This window comes from Streptomyces sp. SX-6 (assembly GCF_059089585.1).
On the sequence record NZ_JBTHHU010000014.1, the window covers coordinates 162,437 to 185,291 of the forward strand.

Sequence of the window (22,855 nt, forward strand, 5' to 3'; positions counted from 1 at the left end):
GGGCAGTCTCGCCGCGATGACCGCCGGGGACCGGCGGTCATCGGACGTCGTCACAACTCCCGCAGCCGCGTGGCCAGTACCGGCCCCGCCTCCCACAGAGCCTCCCTCCCCACGATGTCCATGTGCGTCGCCTCCACCCCGTGCGTCTCGAACTCGCCGGTGAGGAACGGGCCCCACGCCTCCGAGCCCGAACCGGGGGAGTCCTGCTCCGCGGCGGCGTCGAAGAACAGCACCGGCCCGTCGAAGGGCTGCGGCCGGTGCCGCGCCATGGCGGCGAGGTTCTCCTCGGCCACCGTGACGAGGTCCACGATCACCCGCTCCTCCAGCGACCCCAGCGAGTTCCCGGCCTCCCGCAGCACCTGGGCGATCTCCGCCACGTCCGGGCGGGACGGGCCCGTCCAGGCCGGGTCGGTCACGCCGCCCAGCGCCAGGTGCAGGACCTCCGCGATGCCGGGCGCACCGGCGCCGGGGTTGCCCGGGTAGGAGTCGAAGAGGACGAGCAGTGCCACCTCCTCGCCCTGCGCCCGGAGTTCGGCCGCGATCTGCTGCGCGACCACGCCGCCGAACGACCAGCCGGCGAGGACGTACGGCCCCTCCGCCCGGATCTCCCGGATCCGCTTCACGAAATGGGCCGCGAGATCGTGCACCGGGAGCGGGGTCACGGGGCCCCGGACGAGCCGGGGGTCCTGCAGGGCGTACACCGGGTGACCCGCCGGCACATGGATCGGCAACGCCGAATAGCACCAGCCCAGTCCGTTGACCGCGGGCACCAGGAACACCGGTACGCGGTCGCCCTCGCCGCGGAAGGCCAGGACATGGCCGAGGCCGTCGTCCGCCCCGCCCTGCGCCAGCCGCCGCTCCAGCCGGGCCACGGTCGGGCTGTCGAAGACCGCCCGTACGCCGATGTCGTTCCCCAGGACCTCCCGGACGCGGCCCGCCAGGCGGACGGCCAGCATGGAGTGCCCGCCCAGGTCGAAGAAGCCGTCGTCGGGGCCGACCGCGGGCACGCCCAGGACCTCGGCGAACAGCTGGGACAGGACCTCTTCGCGGGGGGAGCGCGACCGGGTGACCGGGGCCGGCGCGGCGGCCTCCGGCTCGGGCAGCGCGGCGCGGTCGAGCTTGCCGTTGGGGGTCAGCGGCAGGGCGTCGACGACGACCAGGGCCGACGGCACCATGTACTCCGGCAGCCGCCGGGCCAGCCGGGCCCGGATCGCCGCGATGTCCGGCCCGGAGCCCGGGAGTTGCGGGCGGGGCACGAGATAGCCGACCAGCCGGAGGCCGTCCCCCGACGGGTCCGGGCGGGTCACCACGACGGCGCGGTCGACCTCGGGGTCCTCGGCCAGCACGGACTCGGTCTCGCCCGGCTCGATCCGGAACCCGCGGATCTTCACCTGGTGGTCGGTCCGTCCCAGGAAGAACAACTGCCCGTCACGGGCCTGCCGCACGATGTCCCCGGTGCGGTACATCCGCTCGCCGGGCCGTCCGAACGGGCAGGCCACGAACCGCTCGGCGGTCAGCACGGGCCGGTTGAGATAGCCCCTGCCGACCCCGGTGCCGGCGATGTACAGCTCGCCGGGCGTGCCCGCCGGCACCGGCTGGAGGCGCTCGTCCAGCACGAACAGCCGGGTGTTGGCCACCGGCCGGCCGATCGGCGGCGGCCCCGTGAGGGGCTCCGTCAGATGCGCGCACACCGCGTAGACGGCCGTCTCCGAGGGGCCGTACCCATTGGTGACGTCGGCACCGTGCCCGGTGAGCGCGGTGGCCAGCGCGGCCGGCAGGGCCTCGCCGCCGATCAGCAGGCGCAGCCCCCGGACGGCCTCGGGGTCCGTCGCGCGCACCATCTCCCAGAGCGCGGGCGTGCCTTGGACGAGGGTGACCGAGTGGCGGCGTACGAGCGCGCCCAGCGCGGCGGGATCGCGGACGGCCTCGCCGGGGGCGACGACCAGGGTGGCCCCGGCGAGCAGTGTGAGGTACATGTCCACCTCGGCGACGTCGAACGCGAGGGTGGTGACCGCGAGCATCCGCTCCCCGGGCGCGAGCGGGAACCGCTCCTTTATCTCCATGAGGACGTTCAGCAGGTTCTCCCGGGTGAGGACGACGCCCTTCGGCCGCCCGGTCGAGCCCGAGGTGTAGATGACGTACGCGGCCGTGTCCGGGAGAACCGGCCCGCCGAGGTCCTCGTCGCTGCGGGCGGCTGTCCGCGCGGCGGTGCCCGGGTCGTCGAGCAGGACAACCTCTGTCGGCGGCTCGGGCGGCAGCGCGCCCGCGGTGCCCGCGTCGGCCAGCAGCAGCGCCGGCCGGGTGTCGTCGAGGACGAAGGCGAGACGGTCCGGTGGGATGTCGGGGGCGAGCGGCAGATACGCGGCACCGGTCTTGAGCACGGCGAGCACCACCACCGGCAACTGCTCGGAGCGCGTGAGCATGAGGGCCACACAGCGCTCCGGACCGGCGCCCCGTGCCAGCAGCTCCCTAGCCAGCCGGTTGGCGCGGGAGTTCAGCTCCGCATAGGTCAGCACCGTGTCGCCGAAGAGCACGGCGGCACGCTCCGGTGACTCCTGGACCTGACGCTCTATCAATTCGGTGAGGGTCGCCTCCGGCAGCGGACGGGCGGTGTCGTTCCACTCGGTGAGCAGCCGGTGCCGCTCGTCCGGGCCGAGCAGGTCGATACGGTCGACGGGCTGCTCCGGGTCGGCCGCGACGGCCTCCAGCAGCCGGGCCAGCCGTGCCGCGAGATCCGCGGCGCTCGCCCGGTCGAACAGGTCCGCGTTGTACTCCAGGGCGCCGCCGATGCCCGCGGGGATGCCGTCGGCGTCGAACCGCTCGCTCAGATAGAGGGTCAGGTCGAACTTGGCCGTGCCCGTGGACGCGGCCTGGGGGAGGCTCTGCAGCCCCTCCAGCCGCACCTCGGGAGGACCACCGGCGGTGAGCGAGAGGAACACCTGGCACAGCGGGTGCCGCGAGAGCGTCCGCGTGGGCTGCAGATGCTCCACCAGCAGCTCGAAGGGCAGGTCCTGGTGCTCGTACGCGGCCAGGTCCGCATCCCGCACCCGCTCCAGGAGCTCGGCGAAGGACGGCGCCCCCGAGGTGTCGGTGCGCAGGACAAGGGTGTTGACGAAGAACCCGACCAGGCCCTCCAGCGCCTCGTCCTGGCGGCCGGCGACCGCGGTGCCCAGGGGGATGTCCGTACCGCACCCCACCCGCGTCAGCAGCGCGGCCAGCGCCGCGTGCAGCACCATGAACACGGTGGCCCGGTGTGTGCGGGCCAGCTCCTGGAGGTCCTCGTGCGTCCAGGCGTCCAGCCGGAACGGGATGCTGCCGCCCCGGTGCGAGGCGGCAGCGGGACGGACGCGGTCCGCCGGCAGCGAAAGCTCCTCCGGTATCCCGGCCAGTGCCTCGCGCCAGAAGGCGAGTTGGGACGACAGGCGGCTGCCGGGATCCCGCTCGCTGCCGAGCACCTCCCGCTGCCAGAGCGCGTAGTCCGCGTACTGCACGGGAAGGGGCGCCCAGCCGGGCGCGCGCCCGGCTCTGCGTGCGGAGTACGCCTCGGCGAGGTCCTCGCCGAGCGGTCCCATCGACCAGCCGTCGCCCGCGATGTGGTGGATCAGCAGCACCAGGATCTGCTCCGCGGGCCCCGTGCGCACCACCGTGACCCTCAGGGGCGGTTCGCAGGAGATGTCGATCGCGCGGGAGAGCAGGGCGGACACCGTCTCCTCGGCCCCGCCCGGTCCGCAGTCGGTGAACTCCACCGGTACATGGGCCTGTTCGGGCGGAAGGACCTCCTGCACCGGCTCGCCCCCGAGCTCGCGGCAGCGCGTGCGCAACGCTTCGTGACGGGTGATCAGGTCGTGGACCGCGGCACCGAGGGCCTCCCGGTCGAGGTCGCCGCGCAGGCGTACCACCAGCGGAAGGTTGTAGGTGGCGCTCGGGCCCTCCAGCTGGTGCAGGAACCACAGCCGGCGCTGGGCGAACGACAGCGGCAGTGCTGCCGGACGCGGGCGCGCTGGGGTGAGATCGTTCGAAACGCCTGCCACATCTGCCCCCTGCTTCTCAGTCATCTCTCAAGTGATCCTGTTCTCATGGAATTTCGGCTGTCAACAGGGCCATGGTGGGTCTGGTGGGTCTGGTGATGCCGGAGGTAGGGTCGCCAGGTTTTTAACCAACACCGTTTCGACCAACACGCCGTGGGAGGCAGCCGTGCCCGTGAGGTACCGGAACCTGGGCAGTTCGGGAGTACAGGTGAGCCGTCTGGCGCTGGGGACCATGAACTTCGGTCCGCAGACGCCCGAGGAAGAGGCCCACGCCATCATGAGCCGGGCACTCGAGCTGGGGATCAACTTCTTCGACACCGCCGACATCTACGGATGGAAGCTCGGCGAGGGCATCACCGAGCAGATCATCGGCCGCTGGCTCGCCGCCGACGGGACGCGCCGCGACCGGATCGTCCTGGCCACCAAGGTGTACGGCCCGATGGGCCGTACACCCAACTCCGCACGGCTGTCCGCCGTGCACATCCGCCGGGCCTGCGAGGCATCCCTGCGCCGCCTGCGGACCGACCACCTCGACCTGTTCCAGCTGCACCACGTCGACCGCACCACTCCCTGGGAGGAGACCTGGGAGGCCGTCGAACTCCTCGTCTCCCAGGGCAAGGTGGTCTACGCCGGCTCCTCCAACTTCGCCGGCTGGCACCTCGCCCGGGCCCAGGAGACGGCACGCCGGCGCGGCTCGCGGGGCCTGGCCAGCGAGCAGTCCGTCTACAACCTCCTCGAGCGCACCGTCGAGCTCGAAGTGCTGCCCGCGTGTCAGGAGTACGGCATCGGCCTGCTTCCGTACAGCCCGCTCCAGGGCGGGCTGCTGGCCGGAGTGCTCCGGCGCGGCGAGGGCGCGGGCCGCAGCACGGAGCCCAAGACCCGCCGGCTGCTGGAACAGCACCGCGAGCGGATAGCGGCCTACGAGGACTGGTGCGCCGGAATCGGCGAGGACCCGGCCTCGGTCGGCCTCGCCTGGCTCCTGCACCGGCCCGGGGTGACCGCACCGGTCGTCGGGCCGCGCACGGTCGCACAACTCGAGAGCGCCGTACGGGCCTTGAACGTCACCCTCGACGACGGCCGGCTCAAGGAGCTCGACGCGATCTTCCCCGGTCCGGGGGGCCCGGCGCCGGAGGCGTACGCCTGGTGACCGTACCGCCCGGGCGCGGCCGGGCCCGGGTGGAGCCCGCCGGGCCCGGGCGGCCCAGCAGCGCCAGGTGCTCGTCGCGGACCACGCCGAAGCGCAGCGCGGTGGACACCACCGCCTCGCGCTGCCAGTTGACCCGCCGCCCGGTGCCGGGCACCGGCTGGTCCCTGACCCGCAGCTTGCGGCGGGCCAGGTAGTCGATGTGGAAGTTGACCGCGGCCTGCGTGATCGACCGGCAGGAGTCCAGGCCGCGCAGCCGCTCGACGATCTCCCGGGTGCCCGGGATGGCCGGGTTCGAGGCGTCCCCCAGCCGGGGTTCGCACAGGGCGACCAGGACCAGGAAGTACTTCGCCATGCAGTCCAGCGAGAAGGCCCGTGCCATGTGGTCGTCCCGGCAGTCAGGCGGAGCCGGGGCGTCCAGGTAGACGGGGTCCGGCGCGGTGACGGCCAGCGAGAGCAGGCCGTCCGCGGAAGGCAGCAGCACCCGGGCACGGGTGAACGGGACGGGCATCTCCAGCCGGCCGGGCGGCACCCTCAGGTACTCCCCGCCGCCCGCGCCGTTCTCCACCACATAGGTGCGCGTCCGGCTCAGGTTGGTGATCAGCCAGAAGCCGTCCGTGGCCCGGATACGGCCGGCCACCGCTTCCCCCGCGGGGTCGTCGAGCGGAACGTCCACCGGATCGCCCTGCGCGCCCCGGCCGAAGGTCACCGTCCGGCCGGGCCGGACCTCCAGCGGTCCGTCACCGGGACGGTCAGACGGGGCAACGCGCAGACCGTACGGGCCCGTGCTCACGGTCGCCTCCCTTCCTCGGCGTCATGCCGACCTCCAGACTCTCCAGCCCGCGCAGGAAGTTGGACGGGCGCAGCGGCGCGTCACCGGCCACCTCGATCGATTCCACGTGCCGCAGCAGGGCCTCCAGCAGACAGCGGACCTCGGTCCGGGCCAGGGCCGAGCCGATGCAGTAGTGGGGGCCGCCGCCGAAGCCCAGATGCGGATTGGGCCGGCGGTCGACCAGGAAGGCGTCCGGGTCGGTGAACACCCGCTCGTCGCGGTTGCAGGACGGGAGCCAGACCACCACCCGGTCCCCCGCACGGATGCGGGCGTCTCCCAGCGTGGTGTCCTCGGCCGCGGTGCGCATGGCGTGCAGCGCCGGCGAGGTCCAGCGCAGCACCTCCTCCACCGCCGTGCCGAGCAGCCCCGGGTCCTCGCGCAACCGCCGCCAGACGTCCGGCCGCCGGCCGAGGGCGAGCACGGCGCCGGACACCGCGTGCGGCGTGGTCTCCAGGCCGCCGTTCATCAACCCGTCGCAGTTGAGCAGGACTTCGTCGTCGGAGGCTGTCGCTTTCGCGAGCGACGTCACGATGTCGTGGCCCGGGCACGCGCGGCGCTCGTCGAGCAGGTCCGCGAAGTACCCGAAGATCTCGGTGTGCGCCGCGGTGCGGTCGGCCGCCCCCGCGGGGCTCTCGTCGGCGTCGTCGAAGGCCCTGGACATGACCTGCTCCAGGGAGGGCCGGTCCTCCTCGGGGATCTCCATCATCTGGAAGAGCACCCAGGTCGGTATGCGCACCGCCAGCTCGGCGACCACGTCGAACGTCCCGCCCCGGGCGAGGAGTTCGGGCAGGCGTTCATCCAGGCGGTGGCGCAGGAGCGGGGCGAGCGCGGCGACGGCCCGGCCGTTGAACCAGGACTGGTGGGCCGAGCGCAGCCGCCGGTGGTCCGCGCCGTCGGAGACCACGAGCATCCGGCCCGAGGCGGCGGCCACTCCGCGCGGGTCGCTGCCCAGGCGCATGCCCAGCCCGGAGACGAAGGCCCGCCCGTCCCTGAGTACTTGACTGCCCTCGGCATGCGTGGTGACCGACCAGAATCCTCCCGTCCGCTCGGACTCGGTCCAGGCGACGGGATGCCTGCCGCGTGCCTCGCGCCACACCTCGAGGTGGTGCGGGGCGGTGTGGAAGTACGGGTCGGCGAGGTCGGTGTGTGTTCCACCGGCCGTCCAGCGGGGGTTTCGCTCGTTCACTGTTTCCTCTCCGGGGCGTGATTCTCCTGGATTTCCGGAGTAAATCCCGTAATCCGAACCTGTATTGCTCGAGGATGACGCCCCTGGGGCGGCTGGCTATCATTTCCGCGTATGGCCGCCGGGACCGCCACGAGGGGGCCACGAGAAATTCGCGGGGGTCCGGACCGCCGTGGCGGCGGCGGCATTTCTGGGCGGCGACGAAAGGAATCTCTGGTGTTCGAAGAAGCCACCCTTTATTCCCCCGTCATCAGGAACGACAACGGGGTTGTTTCCGTGCTGTTCTCCGAGGACCACCCGGGGTACCGCGACCGGCGGTACCAGGAGCACCGCGCCCGCATAGCCGACGCCGCGCTGCGGTACGTCCTCGGCCGGCCGGTCCCCGACATCGCGTACACGGAGGACGAGCACGCGACCTGGCGGCTGATCGGCGCCGAGCTGGCCGAGAAGCACCGGCGGTACGCGTGCCGGGAGTTCCTCGCCGGCAGCGAGCGCCTCGCCCTGCCGGCCGACAGGCTGCCGCAGCTGGGCGAGGCCTCCGCCGCGATCGGGGAGGCCACCGGCTTCTGCTTCAGCCCGGCCGCCGGCCTGGTGGAGGTCCGCGACTTCTACGGCTCGCTGGCCGACCGCCGCTTCCAGGCCACCCAGTACATCCGCCACTCCTCCATGCCGCGCTTCTCGCCGGAGCCCGACATGATCCACGAAGTGGTCGGCCACGGAAGCCACTTGGCGAACAAGCGGCTGGCCGCGCTCTACGAACTGCTCGGCCGTACCGTGCGCCGGCTGACCTCCCGCGAGGCCGTGTCGCTCGTCTCCAGCGTCTTCTGGTTCACGCTGGAGTACGGCCTCGTGCGGGAGGACGGCGAGATCAAGGCCTGCGGGGCCAGCCTGCTGTCCTCCTGCGCAGAGCTGGAGCAGTTCCGGGACGCCGCCGAGATCAGGCCGCTCGACATCCCGGCCATGGCGCACCTGGGCTACCTGGTGGAGGAGTACCAGCCGGTGCTCTTCTGCGCCGACTCCTTCGACCACCTCGAGGACGCCCTCGGGACGTTCCTCGAGGGCGTGACCGACGGGAGCCCGCTCGTCGCGGCCTGACGGCGGGGCGGGGGCCGTCACCGGCCCCCGCCCGCGTCCGGCGGTCTGCTGGCCGGGGCGAGGACCCGCAGGAGGTTGCCGTGCAGCAGGAGTTCACGGTCCTGCCGCCCGACCCCGGCGAAGACCGTGGCGCCGTCGACGATCTCGCCGACCGAGCGCTCGAGGCCGCCCGACAGCCGGCCCAGCGGCCAGTCCGTACCGAAGATGATCTTGTGGTTGATGCCCAGCCGGAACAGCCGGTTCAGATGACCCGGCCAGTCGGCGATCGTCGGGGTGCTCGCGAACCCGCCGATGTCCAGATAGACGTTCGGGCGGTGGGCGGCCAGATACCCCGCCGTGTCGACGTGCGTCAGCCCCGCGTGCCCCAGCACGAAGTCGACCGACGGGAAGTCCCGGGCCGCCTGGTCGATGCGCAGCGGATGCGCCGGACCGTACTCCAGGCTGCCGGCCGTCGGCCCGGTATGGACGAACACCGGCAACTCCCGCGCCGCGCACACCTCGTAGTACGGGTACAGCTCCCGGTCCGAGGGGGAGTAGCCGCAGGGGGGATAGAGCTTCAGGCCGTCGAAGCCGTAGGTGTCGAGGATCCGCTCGAAGGACTCGACCCCCTCGGGCCCCCGCTGGGGATCCGCCCCGATGTACACCCAGAACCGGCCCGGATGGCGCAGCCGGATCTCGTGGTGCAGCCGCGCCATCTCCTCCATCGGCAGCGGGCAGTCCATCCGCAGGCCGAAGTCCGGCACCATCAGGACCGCCCGGTCCACCCCGGCCCGGTCCATCTCGGCCACCAGCCGGTCGGCCTGGTGGTCGCTGTGCTGTGTGGCGTAGCCGTCCAGGAGCCGGTCCACCGCCGGGGCCGTGCCATGGGCCCGCAGCCGGCGGTGGACGTTGCGGGCGACGTCCCCCAGGAATTCCCGGGGGATGAAACGGGTGGACGCCACATGGCAGTGCCCGTCGTAGACGGTCATCCGACGCAGTGCCCTATGAGACCGCGGACGGTGACACCGCTGTGCGGGTCGAACGACCCGAAATCGAAGGAGACGTCCGCCCGTTCCTCCAGATAGGACACCAGGCCGATCAGCGCCATGGAATCGAGAAGGCCCGTCGCGCTCAGTTCCGTGTCCGGGGCGACCGTGGTTTCCGTCTCCTTCTCGTTCCATTGCGTGACCCAGTCCACCAGGTCCTTCTCGAGCGCGGTGATGTCAATGGCCATGTGCCGTTCCCGTCCTTTGCGCGGACTGGTCCGAGACCAGTCGGAGACTGTTGCCACTCATGATCATTCGCTGTGCCGATTCCCTGACCCCGTCGAACACGGCCGAGCCCGCGGTGAATTCACGGACCAGCCCTGTGAGCGACTGGGACATGCGGTACGACGGCCAGCAGGTCCCGAAGAGGATCTTGTGCTCGATGCCCGTCCGGAAGAGCCGGTTGAGATGCGCCTGCCACCCGTCCGCGCTGAGCACCGCGTGGAACTGGCTGATGTCCAGGTACACATTGGGGCGGTGCGCGCACAGGTACGTCGCCTCGTCGACGTGCGTGACCCCGCCGTGCCCGATGACGAAGTCCACCCCCGGGAAGTCCCGGGCCGCCCGGTCGATCAGCAACGGCTCGCCGTAGCCGAAGTCCAGCGGCCCCCAGCCGGGCCCGCTGTGGCTGATCACCGGCAGCCCGCGCCGCGCGCAGACCTCGAAGTACGGGTACAGCCGGCGGTCGCTCGGCGAGTACCCGCACGGCGGGTACAGCTTCATCCCCGCGAACCCGTAGTCGTCGACGCACCGTTCGAAGAGGTCGATGCCGTCCTGCCCGGCCCGGGGATCCACGCCCCAGAACACCTTGAACCGGCCGGGATGACGGCGGCTCACCCGGTCGTGGTGCGCCGCGAGTTCCGGCGGCGACAGCGCGCACTTCGCCGCGTGCGAGAAGTCCGCCGCCAGCAGGAACGCCTGCTCGACACCGGCGGCGTCCATCTCCCGCACCAGCCGGTCGCCGTCGTCGTCCTGATAGAGCGCCAGGGTGCGCTCGGTCAGCTTCTCCTCGGTGACCGGGTGTCCGTAGGCGGCCAGCCGGTGGAAGGCGTTGGCCGCCTGGTGCTCGATGAAGGCACGCGGAATCGCCAGCTCGCTGGCCAGGTTGACCTGGGCGTCGACGATCCGGGGCGGCGCCGTGTCCGTCATGCCTCCTGCGTCCGTCATGCCTCCTGCGCCTTCACGGCCTCGGCGAAGTGCGCCGCGGCCAGCGGTCGGCTCAGCTTCATGTTGGCCGTCATGAACCGGGGGTCGGAGCGCAGCGGCTGCTCGGCGAAGACCAGCGACATCACGCGCTGGTGCGCCTCGAGCGTCTCGTTGACCTCCTCGATCCGCTTGCGGATCACGGCTTTCGCGCCCTCGTCGCCCGGGACGACCGGGGTGACGATCGCCCCGAGCCGCTGCGACTGCGGGGTCGGCACCACGACCAGCTCGGCGACCGACTCGACGCCCGCGAAGAAGGACTCGATCTCGGCGGGGTGCACCTTGCGCCCGCTGCCGAGCGCGATCACGTCCTTCTTGCGGCCCAGCAGGGTGAGATAGCCGTCCGCGTCCAGGACCCCGTAGTCGCCGGTCACGATGGTGCCGTCGGGCCGGTAGGTGTCGTCCTCCGCGCCGCCGGTGTCGAAGTAGCTGCCGCTGAGCGGCGCCGGGCGGCGGATCAGCAGCTCGCCGTCGGGCAGGAAGGTCACCGCGTCCGGGTCGATCAGCCGGCCCACGGTGCCGTTCCGGTGGTCCTCCGGCGTGTTCCAGGCGATCATCCCGGACTCGGTCATGCCGTACGCCTCGAGCAGCCGTACACCGTCGGCCCAGTACGCGTCGAGGGTCTCGCGCCGGATCGGCGCCATGCCGGTGATCATGAAGCGGATGGCGCCGCCCAGCAGCTGCGCGAGCGAGCCCTCGGGGCTCTTGCGGGCCAGCTGGAGGACGGTGTCGTAGAACACCGGCGGGGCGATCAGGAAGGTCGGCCGCTCGGACCTGACCGCGGCGAAGACCCGCTGGTACGGCGCGAGCACCAGATCCGCACCGGTCCACAGGCAGCAGTAAAGGGACAGCCGCTGCTGGTAGTTGGCCAGCGGCAGGAAGATCAGGTGCCGGTCCCGCGCGGTGATGCCGAAGGACTCGATGAACCGGTTGATGACGTACTCGGTGCCCTTGCGGCTGACGTTCAGCCCCTTCAGCCGGCCGGACGTCCCGGAGGAGAACACCAGGCTGTGCAGGTCGCCCGGCTCGCCGCGGGGAGCCGTGGCGAGCACCACGTCCGCCCCCGGCACCCCGTCCGGGGCCACCACCGCGGGGTGGGACGCCGCGCCCTCGGCGTCCGTGATCAGCAGCGCCAGGCCGTGCCGGGCGAGGAACGCGCCCGGGTCCTCCACCGGGGTGTCGTCCGCGAACGCCTTGAGCACGGCACCGGTGTTCACGGCCGCGAGGTCCCAGGCCACCCAGTCGATGCCGTTCTTCGCACGGATGCCCACGACATGGCCCGCCCGCACCCCCGCGGCGGTCAACTGCCCGGCACGCTCCGCCGCCAGCGCATGCAGCTGACGCTGCGTCACCTCGCGGCGGGCCCCCCCCGCGTCGATCTCCACCACCAGCGCCGCGTCGTGCTCGCGGTAACGGGCGGCGAGTTCCTCGAAGTTCATGCCTGCTCCCCTTCCAAAGTCTTCTCCAGAGCCGTGACGAGCTCGTCGAGCCGCTCCGCGACGAAGAACCCGATCCGTCCGCCGAGCATGGACTCGTAGCCGCCGCTGCCGGTGTCCCAGGCGATGTCGACCGTCAGCTCGGACCCGGCGCCGTCCCGCGCCGGCCGGACCGTCACCGAGCGTTCCAGCGAGGCCCACAGCCAGCACGGCTCGGCGCGCAGCACGACGCCCTGCTCCAGCTGCCGGGTGCGGTCGGTCCACACGACGTCGTCGTGGCCGAGCGTCCCCGCGAAGTCGGGCCCGGTCCCGGGCAGGGCGTCGGGCTCCGCCGCGAACGGGTCCAGCAGATGCGGCCGTTCGCGCAGCGCCGCCAGCACCGTCTCCGGCCGGTGGGGGAGCCGTACGGTACGGCTGAGTGGGGAGCCGACCGCGTCGCCCCGCACTCCGCCGGAGGCGCCGTGCGCGGCCTCGGCCAGCACGGCGTCGAGCACGTCCAGCCCGTGGCCGAGGTCGGCCTCCGGGATCACCATGGGCGGCTGGACCCGCAGCACCCGCGTGTTGTACAGCGAGTAGGTCGAGGTCACACCCTTGGCCAGCAGCCCTCCGAGCACCACCCCCGCGGTCGCGTCGTCGTGGAACTCGAGGCCGTGCATCATGCCCAGTCCCCGGTGCGCCGCGATCAGTTGAGGGAAGCGCCCGGCCGCCTTCGCCAGCCGCTCCTCGATGACCGCCGCCCGCTCGCCCACCCCGGCGAGGAACTCCGGGTCGGTGGCGATGGCGATCGACTCCAGACCCGCCCGGCACGACAGCGGGTTGCCGCCCAGGCTGGACCCGAAGGTCGAGGGCAGAGCCCGCAGGGTCTCCCACACCGCCTCGGTGCCCAGCACCGCCGAGATCGGCAGCATGCCGCCCCCGAACGCCTTGCCGATGCAGATGAGATCAGGGGTGACGCCGAAGCGCTCGTGGGCGAAGAACGTGCCGCACCGGCCGAAGGCCGTCTGCATCTCGTCGAGGATCAGCAGTGCCCCGTGCTCGTCGCACAGCCGCCGGACCTCCCGCAGGTAGTCCGGGTCCGGGACGATCACCCCCGCCTCGGCCTGGACGGGCTCCAGCAGCACGGCCGCCGTCTCGTCGTCGAGCGCCTCGGCCAGCTGCGCGAGGTCGCCGAAGTCGACCAGCTCGAAGCGCTCCAGCATCGGGCCGAACCGGGCCACGTGCTCGGGGCGGGCCGAGGCGCTCAGCGTCGCGAACGTCTTGCCGTGGAAACAGCCGCGGGCACTGATGAACTTGGGACGGCCGGTCGTGGCGCGGGCGAGCTTGAGGGCGTTGTCGATCGTCTCGCCGCCGCCGTTCGCCAGATAGGCGAACGGCAGCCGGTTGCCGGTGAGTTCGGCGAGCCGCTCGGTGAGGCGGATCTGCACCTCCTCGAACATGATCTTGGTGCTGTTGAGGACCCCGCTGTCGAGCTGGTCCCGCAGCGCCGCCACGATCCGTTCGTTGGAGTACCCGAACGACTGGTTGCCGTACTGGTCGAACAGGGCGAGGTGCGAACGGCCCTTCTCGTCCCGCACGTTGCTTCCGGAGCCCGTGCCCTGGACCCCGCACCCCATGACGAACGCCATCTTCGCGTAGGTGGGATGGTTGTGCGCGGCCTTGGACTCAGCGAGTTCCTGACGGAGTGTTCGCAACCCGGCGCCCCTTCGCGTAGTCGTCGTAGTCGTGGAAGAAGTACTGCAGCAGCCGGTTGCCGGCCTCCGCCGCGGTGCGTACCCGCGCGGCGGCGGACAGGACGTCCAGCATCCCCACCACGCTCGGCGGCGCCCCCTGGAACCGCACGTCCCGGTACGGCTCGTGCAGGGCGACGAAGCCGATGTCCCGGTAGAAGCCCCGCAGGCCGCCGCCCCCCTCCTCGGCGAAGAAGTCGCCGAGGACATGGGTCGCACCGTGTACGGCCACGCTGTGCACCAGCGCCTCGCGCATCAGCGCCATCCCGATCTCCCGCCCGCGCACGTGAGGCAGCGTCATGAGATGGCCGAACTCCACCAGGCGTCCCGTCGCCCGCAGTCCGGCGAGGTCCACCACGTCGTCACAGGGCAGGCCCGCCGCCGAGTCCGGCACGACCTTCACCGTCCCGACCGCCTCCGGTCCGGCGTACGCGAGGATGTACTCGGCGTGCGCGTCGAAGCGGTCGAAGGTCTCGGCCGTGTCCGTGGCGTCCGCGAGACGGCCCTGGTCCTGGACGTACACCGCGTCGCGCAGCCGCAGTACGTCGGCCAGTTCGGCCGGAGACTGCGCCACGCGGAAGTTGACTGTGTTCACCGTCGGCTCCCGTCCGTGCGGTTCACGGTTCACTTGAAGATCAGCTTGCGGAAGTAGTCGAAGTAGCCGGTGTGGAAGTAGCGGATCCTGCCCCGGATCTCGGTGTGCAGGTCGGGCAGCCGCTCGATCGGCAGATTGGGCATCACGTGGTGCTCGACGTGGTAGTTGTTGCCGTTGGTGAACCACATCATCAGCCGGTTCGACCGGATGGTGCGGGTGTTGGCGAACGGGTCCTCGTTCAGCGTCTCGCAGCGGTGGTGCTCGGGCAGTTCGATCAGGGCGTGCACGGGGGCCGCGACCAGGAGCAGCGGCAGCAGCCAGACCCACAGCACCAGCGCGCTGCCCAGCGCCACGGACAGCGCGGTCAGCACGACCGCCGTGGCCAGGATGAGGATGTGGTCACGCCGGATACGGCGCGAGACGGTGGCCGTCTCCCCCTCGAAGTCCGCTCCGCGCAGGGCACGGACCAGGTTCGCGAGGAACAGCTGGTAGTGGTGGAACATGGTGAACCTGGTCAGCCAGTCGAGCGCCGCCGCCCCTTTGGAGCGCTCGTTCTCCCTGCCGTACTGGTCCCCGTAGTCGAAGAACTCACGGTTCAACGGCGTGCCCAGGTACCGGTGATGACGCAGATGCGCGGTGCGGTAGGAGGCGAACGAGATGAGCATCGGCATGCCCAGCGCCGTCCCCGCGACCACATTGGCGCGCCGTCCCCGGAACGCCAGGTTGTGCAGCGTCTCGTGCTGCAACTCGGCGGCGTGCGCGTACATGCAGCCGATCAGCACCACGCCGGCGGCCTTCGCCCCCAACTCGGGCCGGCACACCAGCACCACACCGGTGGCGGTGATCGCCGCGCACACCACGAGCTTGAACGCGAAGACTCTGCCGCGGATGTCCGTCCGCAGATGTTTCAGCGAGGCACGGAGCTCCGCCGCCCCCACGGCCGGCTGCGACGCGGGCACGGTCGTCTCGCTCGGACGGGATTCCATCGGTGGTCCCTCCCTTCTCGGCGGTTGCCGGGAACTCAGTTCTTCGACAGGACGGCATCGACGCGCTGCGCGAGGCCCGCCACCGTGGGCGACTCGAAAAGCTCACGGACGCTCAGGTCGACGCCGGTCTGCTTGCGGATCCGGCCGAGCAGCCGCGTCGCCGAGAGCGAGTGACCGCCCAGGTCGAAGAAGCTGTCGTCGACGCCCAACTCCTCGACGCCGAGGATCTTGGTGAACAGAGCGGCCAGTTCGCGCTCCAGATCGGTGCCCGGCTGCCGGCGGTGCGCCGCCGTCGCGGCGGGCAGCGGCGCGGGCAGGGCCTTGCGGTCGAGCTTGCCGTTGGCCGTCCTGGGCAGATCGTCGACCTGGACGATCAGGCTCGGGACGAAGTGGGCCGGCAGCCCGGCGGCCAGCCGGGTGCGCAGCCGCGCCGGATCGACGCGCGCACCGGGCGCGGCGACGACGTACGCCACCAACTGCTTGTCGCCCGGCCGGTCCTCCCGTACCGTCGCGGCGGCCCTCGCCACGCCGGGGGAGCGGACCAGCGCGGCCTCGACCTCGCCCAGCTCGATCCGGAAGCCCCGGATCTTGACCTGGTCGTCGTTGCGCCCGAGGAACGTGAGCTCGCCGTCCGCCCAGCGCACCAGGTCACCGGTGCGGTACATCCGGGCACCGGGCGGGCCGAACGGGTCCTCGACGAACCGCTCGGCGGTCAGGGACTCCCGGCCGAGATAGCCGAGCGTCACACCGGCGCCGCCCACGTACAACTCGCCCACGGCACCGGCCGGTACGAGCCTGCGGTGCGCGTCGAGCACGTACACCCGGACGTTACGCAGCGGCTTGCCGATCGGCGGGGCCGAGGCATCGTCGGGCGACAGTTGGGTGCTCATCGCGGTGGAGACGGTGGCCTCGGTGGGCCCGTAGCCGTTGATGAGCCGGCACACCGGCGCCCACCGCTCGATCACGGTCGGCGAACTGGCCTCGCCGACCACCGAGATCGTGGTACCCGCAGGCCACTCGCCGGGCGCCATGACCTCCAGCACCGACGGGGGCAGCACCAGGTCGTTCACCTGCTTCTCGACCACCAGCCGCAGCAGTTCGGGGCCGGGGGCCAGCCGCTCGGCGGGAGCGGACACCGCGGTGCCGCCGTTCAGCACGCACTGCGTCATCTCGCCGACGAACGCGTCGAAGCTGGAGGAGGCGAACTGCAGGGTGCGGGTGCCGGGCCCCGAGCCCAGCCGGTCCACCATCGCCGCCGTCAGGTTGACCACCCCCGAGTGCCGGACCACCACGCCCTTGGGCACGCCGGTCGAACCGGAGGTGTAGATGACGTAGGCGGGGTCACCGGGACCGACCTCCACGGCCGGATCGCCGCCCGGCAGGGCCTCCAGCGCCGCGGCGACCTCCCCGTGGTCCAGCACCAGGCACCGCGCGTCGAGTTCCGTGGCCAGGGCCGCGGTCGCCGAGTGCAGCAGCACCAGTTCCGGCTTGGCGTCGGTGACCATGAAGGAGAGCCGGGAGACCGGATAGGACGGGTCCAGCGGCAGGAACGCGGCACCCGTCTTGAGCACCGCGAGCGCGGCGATGTGCAGTTCGGGGGAGCGGGGCAGCGAGAAGGCCACCACCCGGCCCGGCCCGGCGCCCTGGGACATCAGGTGCCGGGCCAGCCGGTTGGCCCGCTCGTTGAGATCCGTGAAGCTGAGGACCGTGTCCTCGAACTCGACCGCCGGCGCCTGGGGCGTACGGGCCGCCCAGGACTCCACCAGCCCGTGCATCGTGGTGTCCGGGATCTCGTGAACCGGCCCCGCCCCCTGGGCCAGGAGCCGCTCCCGTTCCTCCGGACCGACCAGCGGAAGCTCGTCGACGGGCGTGTCAGCCGCCGCTTCCGTGACCGAGTCGATGAGGAGGAGCAGACGCGCGAGGTGCGCCTCGGTCTCCTCCGGGCCGTGGAGATCGGGGTGCGCGTCGACGATGAGCTCCATGTCGTCGTACCCGGATGTCCGGTAGAAGGTCATCGCCAGGTCGTCCGCGGGCGAGAGCGAGACGGTGCGCACGGTCGCGGCGGATCCGGCGAAGTCCAGCGCGTAGTCGAAGGCCATGACGTTGACCACCTGGCCGTACAGACGGCGCCCGGTGCCCAACAGGCCCAGTTCGCGGGCCAGTTCGGCCGAGGGGTAGCGCGAGTGCAGGTTTGCCTGCCGTAACTCGCCCACCACCTGCCGGACGAAGTCGGCGAGAGGGACGCCCGGTTCCACCGGGACGCGCACGGGTACGGCGTTCGTCGTCATGCCCGGCACGTTGCGCACCTGCGGACTCAGCCTGGCCGGGGTCGGGATGCTGAGGACGGCCTCGGGGGCGCCCGTCATCCTGCCCACGTACGCGGCGGCGATCCCGGTGGCCAGGTCCGGCCAGCCGACGCCGAGCCGCTCGGCCGCCCGGCGCATCCGCACCAGCCGCTCCGCGCCGAGCTCCGCCCGGCGGCGGTGGGCGACCCGGCTGCGGGCCGACCACCGGCCGGTCAGCTGCGCGGGATCGGGCCGCTGCGCGAACCGCTCCAGCCAGTACGCGCGGTCGGCGGCGAACCGCTTCGACTCCGCGTACTGCGCCTCGCTCTCCAGGAGCAGACGGAAAGGGGGAAGCGCTCCGTCATCGCAGGACGTGCCCTTGGCCAGCGCCGTGTAGACCGCGGCGGTGCGGTTGTGGACGAGCGCGAGGCTCCAGCCGTCCAGGACGGCGTGGTGGACCCTGCGGTAGAGGGTGGAGCGGTCGGCTGCCGTCTTGATCAGGGCCGCCGTGCACAGGCGCAGGGGATCGGCCGGTCGTTCCATGTCGGAGCGGATCCAGGCGTCGGCCGCGGCCCGTGGATCGGGGTCGGAGCTGAAGTCCAGCTGGATCAGCGGGAGTTCGTCGACGGGCGCGAGATACTGCCGGTAGCCGTCCTCGGTGGCGACGAGCCGCAGCCGCAGCGCCTCGGCCTCCCGCTGCACGCGCTCGTCCGCCTCCCGCATGAGCGCGGGATCCACCGGACCGTGAATGTCCAGGCAGTCACTGATGGAAAAGGTCGGATCGCCCAGATCGGATGATTGGGCCATCCACGTACGCAACTGCGCGGAAAGCAAAGGCCATTCCGCTACGCCGGGCTCGAGCAACGTTCGTCCTTCCGATGAGGAGAACCGATACGGACAATCACCGACAACGCGCTGCCAGGGTCGCTGGAGGGAAGTTTCGGTCCGGCCGGGCGGGGACTGACAGGAAGTCCGGTGAGACGGCGAGGACTCGGGGGAAGTGGTGACGGGCCTGCCGACCCTGGTAGGGGTCGAAAATCTCGAACACATGAACGCGGCGATACTTCCCTCGTGCACCACGACATGTCAAGAGATGACTTTGTGCTCACGAGCCGCTACCCGAGTTGTCGTCAACTCGCCTCGGATTTCGTCGATTTGGCGGTGACTGGATGTCGGTCGCATTGGTTTCGGTGCGACTGTGTGGATTTGATGCCGCGTCATAATCTTTGTGCCGCAGCGGCTCCGGCGGGATCCGGCCGGTCGTACGGCCGGAGTGCGCTGACCCAGCGTGGCGCCACTCGGCAAATGGCCGGTGCCCGGTTGCGCAGAGTCGCGGACGGCCGTCCGGTTCCCGGGCCGGGGGACGAAATCCGGCCGAGATCCGTTCGGCCTCTTCTGGGAGATCGAACAGCGCGTATATTCCGTGAGGCGACTTCCGGTTCGTCCGCCGACCGATAGCGGCGAATTCACCAACGGAATCAACCGGGCGTAATCCGCAGCCGGTTGGCGAGAGGACGGATGACGTTCGTGCGTTCCGACACCTGGCGGAGGGTCACCGTCGTCGCGGGGCTCATCCTCGCCGCCTTCGCCTTCAACACCACCGAGAACCTGCCCATCGGGCTGCTCAAGCTGATCTCGTCGGACCTGGACGTCTCCGTGCCGTCCGTCGGCTACCTCGTCACCGGCTACGGCCTCACGGTGGCCGCCGTCTCGGTGCCGATCGCCCACGCGACCCGGCGGATCCCGCGCCGCCATGTGCTGTCCGCCCTGCTCCTGGTGCTGTGCCTGGCGACCTGGGTCTCCGTCATGGGGTCGTCCTACTGGCTGCTGCTGGGCGCCCGCGTGGTGACCGCCGTGTGCCAGGCGCTGTTCTGGGCGGTGCAGGCACCGGTGGCGGTCGGGCTGTTCGCCAAGGAGGTACGCGGACGCGTCATCGCCGCGATGTCCGTCGGCGGAGCGCTCGCCACGGTGCTGGGCGTACCGGCCGGCACCTGGCTGGGCCAACAGGAGGGCTGGCGGCTCCCGTTCGTGGTCCTCAGCGCGTTCGGGCTCTTCGCGCTGGTCGCGATCGCCGTCCTGCTGCCGACCACGCGACCCGAGGAGGGGCACGGCGCCTTCGGCACGGCACCGGACAAGCACCGGTTCCTCATCGTGCTGGCCTGCACCGCCCTGTCGGTCACCGGGATGTTCGTGGGCTTCACCTACATCGTGAAGTTCCTCAACGACGTCAGCGGATTCTCCGACAGCTCGGTGAGCGCCATGCTGGGCGTCTTCGGCGCCGCGGGCGTGGCCGGGGTCAGCCTCACCGGCCCGTTCCTGGACAGCCGGCCCCGGGCGGCGCTCGCCGTCCCGGTCGCCGTGCAGGCCGTGGCCCTGGTCGGGCTCTCGGCCGGGGGCGGCAACCAGGCGGTCGCCATCGCGATGCTGGCCCTGCTGGGCATCTCGGCGCCCCCGGTCTTCATGGCGAGCCAGAGCCGGGTGCTCAACGTCGCACCGGGCCGCACCGAAGTGGCGCTCGCCTCGAACTCCGCGGCCTTCAACGTGGGCGTGGCCGCCGGTGCCCTGATCGGCGGGATGGCCCTGCCCGCGCTCGAGGTGCGCGGCACCTTCCTCGTCGGCGGCCTGCTGACCGTCGCCGCGCTGGCCGTCCTGGCCGGTGAATACCTGCTCCCCGCCCCGGCCGCCTCGCACGCCGGGGACGGCACGCCTCAGACCAGTTCGGCGAACGCCGCGTAGGCACGCTCGTCGAAGAGGACGAAGCGGACCTCCTCCACCGCCGTGTCCGCCGCGCGCACCGCCTCCACCGCGATGCGCGCGCCGTCGTCCATCGGCCAGCCGTAGATGCCGGTGGAGATCGCCGGGAAGGCGACAGTCCGTGCGCCGAGCTCGTCGGCGACCCGAAGCGACTCCCGGTAGCACGAAGCAAGCAACTCCGAGCGATCCTCCTCGTGGGTGAATCGTGGGCCGACCGTGTGGATGACCCACCGGGCCGGAAGCCGGCCCGCCGTCGTGGCCACCGCCCGGCCCGTGGGCAGGCCCTTGCCGTACTGCGAGGCGCGCAGGTCGCGGCAGGCGGCAAGGATCTCAGGACCACCTGCGCGGTGGATGGCGCCGTCGACGCCACCGCCGCCGAGCAGCGAGGAGTTCGCCGCGTTGACGATGGCGTCGACGTGCTGCTGTGTGATGTCGCCCCGGACCAAGGTGATGGTGACCATGGCGTCATCGTGGCCCGTCCGCGGAGCGCGTGCCCTCCGGTTTCACAGGGCCCGGACACAAGCCTCGGCGACGGCGACGTCCTGCTCGGCCGAGCCTCCGGAGACGCCCACGGCACCGAGGGCACGCCCGTCGGCGTCGGGGAGCGGCAGGCCGCCGCCGAAGGAGACCAGGCCGCCGTTGCTCCACTCGATGCCGTAGACCGGACCGCCGGGCTGCGATATCTCGCCCAGCGCGGCGCTGGGCATACGAAAGAGCACGGAGGTCGAGGCCTTCTTCAGCGCGAGGTCCACGGAACCGAGCCACGCCTCGTCCATGCGCGAGAAGTGCAGCAGGTGGCCGCCGGCGTCGACGACCGCGATGTTCATCGCCACCCCGAGCCGACGGGCGGCGGACCTGCCCGCGTCGGCGAGGCGCTCGGCGTCGGCAAGGGTGAGAACGGTCATGGGAATTCCTCCGGTTCGGTGGAGCAGGGGCTGCGTACGGAGCCACTGTCGTCCCGCGCCGCCCGGCCGTACCAGGCCCGCCTGTGCCCGGGGAGAGGTGTTCCTGGGGAAAAGACCCCCAGGAACACCTCGGATGCCGGTGCGAGACTTGCGCCCATGAGTGAGCTCGGTGACTTCCTGAAGAGCAGGCGTGCGGCCGTGTCCCCCGAGGAGGCCGGCCTCCCCGCCGTGGGCCGCCCACGCCGGGTGCCCGGACTGCGGCGCGAGGAGGTCGCCCAGCTCGCCGACGTCAGCGTCGACCACTACATCCGCCTCGAGCAGGGCCGTGTCACCGGCGCCTCCCCGGGACTGCTGGCCGCGCTCGCGCGTGCCCTGCGGCTGACCGACGACGAGCACGCGTACCTCCGGATGCTGGCGCAGCCCGCCGTCCGGGCACGGGAGGCCGACGCGTCGGTCCGCGGCCCGGTGCGCGACCTCCTCGACGCCATGCCGGACACCCCGGCCCTCGTCCTGGGCGCCCGGACCGACGTCCTCGCGTGGAACCGCCTGGCCGCCTGCCTCTTCCTCGACTTCGCCGAACTGCCCACGGCCCACCGCAATTTGGTGCGGCTGGTCTTCCTCGACCCCCGTGTCCGCGAGCTGTACGCGGACTGGCGGGCCGTCGCCGCCGAGGCCGTGGCCCGTCTGCGCATGCACGCGGTCCACAGTCCGGACGATCCGCGCCTGGCCGAGCTGGTGGGGGAGCTGTCCCTCCGCGACGCCGACTTCCGCCGCTGGTGGGCGGGGCACGACGTCCGCGCGGTCGGCGCCGGCCAAAAGCGTTTCCACCACCCCGTCGCCGGAACTCTCGACCTCGACTGGCAGGCCCTGCGCATCAACGCGGCGGACGGTCAGACGCTCGTCACCTACACCGCCCCCGCCGGCACACCCTCCGGTGACGGCCTGCGCATCCTCGGCGCATGGGCGGCCACATCCGGCCGGAGACATGGTGAACCCTTTGCCAAATCCTGTACGGATGATCGAATATGAGTGATGTTCCGGAAGGGTGTTCCGGGATTCCCCGAAGAAAGTGGGCTGATTTGTCCTCGCTCGTCTCGCGCCTCACTGTCACCGCCGCCGTCGGCACCTCGCTGCTGGCAGCGGCGGCACTGCCCGCCGCTGCCGCGCCCGCGAAGCCGGCGCGCAGCGCCGTCGTCCTCGGCGCGATCCAGTACGACAGCCCCGGCAAGGACGACCGCTCCAACCGGAGCCTGAACGCGGAGTGGGTGACGGTCACCAACACCGGCAAGCGCACGGTGGACCTCGCGGGCTGGGCGCTGTCGGACAAGAACCGTCACACCTACCGCTTCGGCCACCTGCGCCTGGCCGCCCACAAGTCGGTGCGCGTGCACACCGGCAAGGGCAAGGACACGGCCCGCGACGTCTACCAGAACCGCCGCGCGTACGTGTGGAACAACGTCCGCGACACCGCCACTCTCCGTGACGCCCACGGCGCCACCGCCGCCGTCAAGTCCTGGGGCCGCGGCCACCGCTAGTGTGATGCGCCAGAAATCCTGAGGGTTAGTTCTGCTCGGTTATCTGGCTGCCGGCACCGACCTTGGTGAGGTAGTCGGCGAGGGAGTTGAGGATCTCGTCGGCGGTCTTGGTCCAGGTGAAG

Annotated in this window: 18 protein-coding genes; 5 read left to right on the plus strand and 13 right to left on the minus strand. The window is 71.6% G+C overall.

The genetic code is table 11. The annotated features are described in order from the left end of the window. Positions 1-50: 50 nt before the first annotated feature. Positions 51-4,055 carry a non-ribosomal peptide synthetase gene (locus ACV530_RS19340; RefSeq protein WP_494333778.1) on the minus strand — a complete coding sequence of 1,335 codons (4,005 nt, stop codon included), beginning with the start codon at positions 4,053-4,055 and terminating at the stop codon, positions 51-53. Positions 4,056-4,200: 145 nt separating this feature from the next. Between ACV530_RS19340 and ACV530_RS19345 the strand changes: the two genes are divergently transcribed. Next, positions 4,201-5,175: an aldo/keto reductase gene (locus ACV530_RS19345; protein ID WP_494333801.1), complete on the plus strand. Its 975-nt coding sequence runs from the start codon at positions 4,201-4,203 to the stop codon at positions 5,173-5,175. On the opposite strand, the gene ACV530_RS19350 is transcribed toward ACV530_RS19345, so the two are convergent. Then, positions 5,111-5,965 carry a serine/threonine protein kinase gene (locus tag ACV530_RS19350; protein ID WP_494333779.1) on the minus strand — a complete coding sequence of 285 codons (855 nt, stop codon included), beginning with the start codon at positions 5,963-5,965 and terminating at the stop codon, positions 5,111-5,113. The two genes, ACV530_RS19345 and ACV530_RS19350, sit on opposite strands and share 65 nt — an antisense overlap. Next, positions 5,925-7,190, minus strand: a complete 1,266-nt coding sequence (locus ACV530_RS19355; RefSeq protein WP_494333780.1) for a cytochrome P450 — start codon at positions 7,188-7,190, stop codon at positions 5,925-5,927. Before ACV530_RS19355 ends, ACV530_RS19350 begins: the two co-directional genes overlap by 41 nt. 213 nt (positions 7,191-7,403) lie before the next feature. Between ACV530_RS19355 and ACV530_RS19360 the strand changes: the two genes are divergently transcribed. Beyond that, entirely contained in the window at positions 7,404-8,282 is an 879-nt protein-coding gene (locus ACV530_RS19360; RefSeq protein ID WP_494333781.1) for a phenylalanine 4-monooxygenase, read from the plus strand. A 17-nt stretch (positions 8,283-8,299) separates the two neighbouring features. On the opposite strand, the gene ACV530_RS19365 is transcribed toward ACV530_RS19360, so the two are convergent. Genes ACV530_RS19365 through ACV530_RS19400 form a run of 8 tightly spaced genes read right to left on the minus strand, consistent with a single transcriptional unit; the run spans position 8,300 to position 18,589 of the window. Further along, positions 8,300-9,250, minus strand: a complete 951-nt coding sequence (locus ACV530_RS19365) for an amidohydrolase family protein (RefSeq protein WP_494333782.1) — start codon at positions 9,248-9,250, stop codon at positions 8,300-8,302. Next, on the minus strand, positions 9,247-9,495 hold the full coding sequence (locus ACV530_RS19370) for a hypothetical protein (protein WP_494333783.1): 249 nt from the start codon (positions 9,493-9,495) through the stop codon (positions 9,247-9,249). Before ACV530_RS19370 ends, ACV530_RS19365 begins: the two co-directional genes overlap by 4 nt. Beyond that, positions 9,485-10,474 (minus strand): amidohydrolase family protein, encoded by a 990-nt coding sequence (locus ACV530_RS19375; protein WP_494333784.1) that lies wholly within the window; start codon positions 10,472-10,474, stop codon positions 9,485-9,487. Before ACV530_RS19375 ends, ACV530_RS19370 begins: the two co-directional genes overlap by 11 nt. Continuing rightward, complete coding sequence (locus ACV530_RS19380) at positions 10,471-11,949, minus strand: AMP-binding protein (RefSeq protein ID WP_494333785.1); 1,479 nt, start codon at positions 11,947-11,949, stop codon at positions 10,471-10,473. The genes ACV530_RS19375 and ACV530_RS19380 overlap by 4 nt, the downstream gene beginning before the upstream one ends. Beyond that, positions 11,946-13,637 (minus strand): aspartate aminotransferase family protein, encoded by a 1,692-nt coding sequence (locus ACV530_RS19385; protein WP_494333786.1) that lies wholly within the window; start codon positions 13,635-13,637, stop codon positions 11,946-11,948. Before ACV530_RS19385 ends, ACV530_RS19380 begins: the two co-directional genes overlap by 4 nt. Then, positions 13,609-14,268 (minus strand): N-acyl amino acid synthase FeeM domain-containing protein, encoded by a 660-nt coding sequence (locus tag ACV530_RS19390; protein WP_494333787.1) that lies wholly within the window; start codon positions 14,266-14,268, stop codon positions 13,609-13,611. Before ACV530_RS19390 ends, ACV530_RS19385 begins: the two co-directional genes overlap by 29 nt. A 29-nt stretch (positions 14,269-14,297) precedes the next feature. Continuing rightward, on the minus strand, positions 14,298-15,254 hold the full coding sequence (locus ACV530_RS19395; RefSeq protein ID WP_494333788.1) for a fatty acid desaturase family protein: 957 nt from the start codon (positions 15,252-15,254) through the stop codon (positions 14,298-14,300). 35 nt (positions 15,255-15,289) lie between these two features. Continuing rightward, on the minus strand, positions 15,290-18,589 hold the full coding sequence (locus tag ACV530_RS19400; RefSeq protein WP_494333789.1) for an amino acid adenylation domain-containing protein: 3,300 nt from the start codon (positions 18,587-18,589) through the stop codon (positions 15,290-15,292). A gap of 468 nt (positions 18,590-19,057) precedes the next feature. Between ACV530_RS19400 and ACV530_RS19405 the strand changes: the two genes are divergently transcribed. Continuing rightward, positions 19,058-20,275: an MFS transporter gene (locus ACV530_RS19405; protein ID WP_494333790.1), complete on the plus strand. Its 1,218-nt coding sequence runs from the start codon at positions 19,058-19,060 to the stop codon at positions 20,273-20,275. On the opposite strand, the gene ACV530_RS19410 is transcribed toward ACV530_RS19405, so the two are convergent. After that, positions 20,248-20,754 carry an O-acetyl-ADP-ribose deacetylase gene (locus ACV530_RS19410; protein ID WP_494333791.1) on the minus strand — a complete coding sequence of 169 codons (507 nt, stop codon included), beginning with the start codon at positions 20,752-20,754 and terminating at the stop codon, positions 20,248-20,250. The genes ACV530_RS19405 and ACV530_RS19410 overlap by 28 nt on opposite strands. Positions 20,755-20,796: 42 nt before the next feature. Beyond that, positions 20,797-21,198, minus strand: a complete 402-nt coding sequence (locus ACV530_RS19415; protein WP_494333792.1) for a GlcG/HbpS family heme-binding protein — start codon at positions 21,196-21,198, stop codon at positions 20,797-20,799. Positions 21,199-21,354: 156 nt separating this feature from the next. On the opposite strand from ACV530_RS19415, the gene ACV530_RS19420 reads away from it, so the two are divergent. Together ACV530_RS19420 and ACV530_RS19425 are read left to right on the plus strand one after the other, a co-directional pair. Further along, positions 21,355-22,227, plus strand: a complete 873-nt coding sequence (locus ACV530_RS19420; RefSeq protein ID WP_494333793.1) for an MmyB family transcriptional regulator — start codon at positions 21,355-21,357, stop codon at positions 22,225-22,227. 50 nt (positions 22,228-22,277) lie between these two features. Then, positions 22,278-22,733, plus strand: coding sequence for a lamin tail domain-containing protein (locus ACV530_RS19425; protein ID WP_494333794.1), 456 nt, complete (start codon positions 22,278-22,280; stop codon positions 22,731-22,733). Positions 22,734-22,855: the final 122 nt, after the last annotated feature.